This window comes from Intrasporangium sp. (assembly GCF_032907665.1).
GTDB lineage: Bacteria > Actinomycetota > Actinomycetes > Actinomycetales > Dermatophilaceae > Intrasporangium.
The window spans coordinates 1-3647 of record NZ_JAJJPG010000222.1 but is presented as its reverse complement, the minus strand read 5'-3'; the positions used below and the strand labels follow the sequence as shown (position 1 = coordinate 3647).

Sequence of the window (3647 nt, the reverse complement as noted above, 5' to 3'; positions counted from 1 at the left end):
CCGGGCGAAGAGCACCCTTCGCGGTTCCTTGTCGCGCAGCTGGTCGGGTCGCTCGAGGCAGATCCGGGCGTAGTACCCGGCGTCACCCACGACCGAACCCAGCTCCGCCTGGGCCAGGTGGCACTCGCGCATGCGCTTGGACACGTCCGGAACCGCGGCGCTCGTCAGCTGCGTCGTCGTGCGAGCCACGAGCTCCTCGAGGTGCGGCGCGGTGAGCCTCGTCCCACGGCCTAGGGTCACATGAAGCTCCGCCGAGGCCATCCCGTAGCCGTAGCGACCGTAGATGGCCGGCTCACTGGCATGCAGCGCCGAGACGTGGGCGCCATCCTCCTTGCGCACGCGCTCGAAGTGGTCGCGGATCATCGCTGTGAGCACCCCCTTGCGGCGGTGGTCCGGATGGACGCCGACCCAGGTGAGGCCGGGACACGCCACCGATCTCGAGCTCCCTGCGGAGCCAGGGACGCTCAGCGTCAGCGTGAAGACGCCGTAGATGCCGGGGTAGCTGTCCGGGTCGGCCCCGTCCACCTCCGCCGCGAACCGTTGGCCGTCCGGTAGCCCGAGGAGCTGCTCGTCGGCACCCGCGTCGGGCACCTCGTCGAACCAGACAGTGTGGTCGGTGGCCACGAAACGATCGGCATCGGCGGCCGCGACGACACGAATGGGAGGCTCAGTCATGGCCTCAGCCAAGCCTGCCCGGAGCGGTGCTTCAACTGCGTTTCCGGGCCGGGCCCCGGCCGGAGCCCCGAGGTGGCCGAAGAGCCGGTCCACCCCTGGGCTGAAATGGCTTGAGCCTCACGCAGCGTGAGGTCCTACGTTCGCGATCATGGTTGGGGTCATCGCGCCGGAGCGCACGCTGGACCACGTCCGGCGGGCCCTGCGGGGACACGCACGTGGCCGTGCCGGCGTGGTGGTCGACGACATCGACAACATCCTGCAGGCGCACCGCGCGGGCGTGCGGATCAGTGCCGCCTTCTGCACGCCGTCGGAGGTGACTGCGGGCGAGACCCTCTCCCACGCCGGCCTGCCGGTCTCGACGGTGTCCGACGAGGTCGCCCGCCACCTCTTCGGGACGGAGCGGGCCTCGCGGGTGTTCGCCCTTGCCCACCCCGCGCGCCCCCGTCCCCTGAGGTCCCTCGGCGAAGACGAACGCGACCTCGTGATCCTCGACGGGGTCAGGCTGCTGGGGAACATCGGTGCGATCATCCGGACCACCGCCGCCCTGGGGGGCTCGGGCCTCGTGCTGCTCAACTCCGGCCTGACGAGCATCTACGACCGGCGGCTCATCCGGGCCAGCCGAGGCCTGGTCTTCCATCTCCCGACGGTGCTCTCGACGCCACGGGAGCTGCTGCGCTTCGGCGACGATCAGCAGCTCCCCCTCGTCGTCAGCGGCACCGGCGCCTCGACGGACGTCACCCACCTGGCGCGGCTGGCCGGCAGGGTGGGTCTCGTCTTCGGCGGCGAGCGCGACGGCTGCTCCCCACCGCTCGAGCGGACCGCCACGGCGCGAGTGAGCATCGGCATGACCAACCGGGTCGAGTCCCTCAATGTGTCGGTCGCGGCCGGGATCGTCCTCAACACCCGCTCCGCCCACAACCTTCGGCTTTGCGCCTGAGGAGTGGCCGCCGCCACGACGTCCACGCCACGGCCAGCGGGCTCGCGGCGCGTCCCGGGGCCGTGGTTGAGTGACACGGTGACGACTGGGGCGACCTCTCCCTCCTACGACGTGGTCGTGGTCGGCGGTGGGATGGCCGGCGTCTCGGTGGCCTACGAGCTGGCACGCGACCGCACGGTCCTGCTCCTCGAGATGGAGCCGACGCTCGCCTACCACTCCACCGGGCGATCCGCCGCGATGTATCTCGAGACCTACGGGGGCCCGCAGATCCGCGCCCTCACCCTCGCCAGTCGGCCATTCCTCGAGGGCCCACCCGCCGGCTTCGAACGGGCGCTGATGACTCCCCGTCCGCTCCTGCAGATCGCGCGGACCGGCCATGCCGAGGTCATCGACGCCCTCTACGAGCAGGTCCGCCCCCTCGTGGCCTCCGCCACCACCGTCGACGCCGTCCGGGCCGCTCAGCTGTGCCCCATCCTCCGGCCGGGCTCCGTTGCCGCGGGCTTGTTCGAGCCGCACGCGATGGAGCTCGACGTGCACGCCCTCCATCAGGGCTATGTGAGAGGACTGCGCACCCGTGGCGGCACCGTGATGCGAGGACGGCGCGTGGAGCGACTCCATGCGTCGGGCGACACCTGGGAGGTCCACGTGGCCGATGGCGTTGTCGCGCGCGCCGACATCGTTGTCAATGCCGCCGGCGCATGGGCCGATCGGGTTGCCGGCGCGGCAGGCTGCGCTCCCGTCGGACTCACCCCGAGGCGTCGCACCGTCTTCACGATCCCCGGGGAGGACGTCCCCCGCGCGCGTGACCTGCCGCTGCTCTACGACGCGCAGGAGTCGTTCTACATCAAGCCCGAGGGCGAGCAGTTCCTCTGCTCCCCCGCCGACCGGACCCCCTGCGAACCAGGCGACGTCGCGCCGGACACCCTGGAGATCGCCCGCGCCCTGGACGAGATCCGCGAGGTGACCACCGTGGCGGCCCGCTCCGTCAGGACGTCGTGGGCGGGGCTGCGTACCTTCGCGCCCGACGAGGAGTTCGTCGTCGGGTTCGACCCGACCGCCCACGGCCTCTTCTGGCTCGCGGGCCAGGGCGGCTACGGCATCCAGACGGCACCGGCAACAGCTCGCCTCGCGGCGAATCTCATTCGCGGCGAGGAGGCTCCCGACGACATCGCCCGCCTCGGACTGGACGTCGCTCTCCTGTCTCCGCTGCGCTTCCGGTAGACCCTCACCACAGAAGCGCAACGCACCCTCGGACCGCGCTCGTAGCGGATCAGGCGGAGTCGTCCCGGCTGTCCTCCTGGACCGCGTGGTCGTAGTACGTGACGACTCCGAGGGCACCGTCGCGGGCAAACTGCGCTTCGTCGGTCGTGGCGGACCCGAGCGCTGGATCGGCCACGGTGCGCAGATGACGATCGACGACGCTCTCGAGGAGGCGCCAACGCTCGAGTGGGTCGGCGGACTGGTCGGCGTCGCTGCGGAACGCCGCCGCGGTCGCGTCGACGACGTCCTTCAGGCCGGCAGTCGCCTCGGCCGGCAGCTCGTCGGCGTGGTCGAGCACGAGCCGCGCCGCCCAGAGGATCTGGTCGACGTGGTTGCCGAGCCACCGCCGCCGGCGGGTGACCGCGCCGAGCCGTGGCCAACGCTTCCGCGCGGCCTGTCGGGAGTGGCCCGTGACGCTTGCGAGGTCGGCGAGGCTGGCGCCGAGCCACACCGCGGCCTCGGCGTGCCGTGCCGTCATCCTCGCTGCCTCGTCTCTGGCGCGCGCTTCGGCCCTGAGCGCCTCCTGCAAGGCCGCCAGAGCCTCCGCGCGCCGTCGCGCTTCGGCGGGAGGGTCTCCGGGCTTGTGCTGTGCGTGTGTCAACTGAAGGTTCACACACTGAGTGAACCTCAGGTTGTCAGAGATGTCAACCTTTGGTTGTCGGACACGACGCCGCCCGTTCCAGAAGGGCGGGTCACGGACTAGCCGTATGCCGCTGAGCCGGCTCAGCGGCATACGGTCCGGTCCGCTTCTGTGGTCCCGCTCGGCCGTCGCGAC

Annotated in this window: 4 protein-coding genes; 2 read left to right on the top strand and 2 right to left on the bottom strand. The window is 71.4% G+C overall.

Annotated elements, in window-relative coordinates; translation table 11 throughout:
* A partial coding sequence (locus tag LOY02_RS18510; protein ID WP_317183840.1) for a GNAT family N-acetyltransferase occupies positions 1-675 on the bottom strand: 675 nt, incomplete at its 3' end.
* 148 nt (positions 676-823) lie between these two features.
* Here LOY02_RS18510 and LOY02_RS18505 point away from each other — a divergent pair.
* On the top strand, positions 824-1612 hold the full coding sequence (locus LOY02_RS18505; protein ID WP_317183839.1) for a TrmH family RNA methyltransferase: 789 nt from the start codon (positions 824-826) through the stop codon (positions 1610-1612).
* 78 nt (positions 1613-1690) lie between these two features.
* Entirely contained in the window at positions 1691-2833 is a 1143-nt protein-coding gene (locus LOY02_RS18500) for an FAD-binding oxidoreductase (protein ID WP_317183838.1), read from the top strand.
* A gap of 49 nt (positions 2834-2882) precedes the next feature.
* On the opposite strand, the gene LOY02_RS18495 is transcribed toward LOY02_RS18500, so the two are convergent.
* Positions 2883-3350: a hypothetical protein gene (locus tag LOY02_RS18495; RefSeq protein WP_317183837.1), complete on the bottom strand. Its 468-nt coding sequence runs from the start codon at positions 3348-3350 to the stop codon at positions 2883-2885.
* Positions 3351-3647 lie beyond the last annotated feature (297 nt).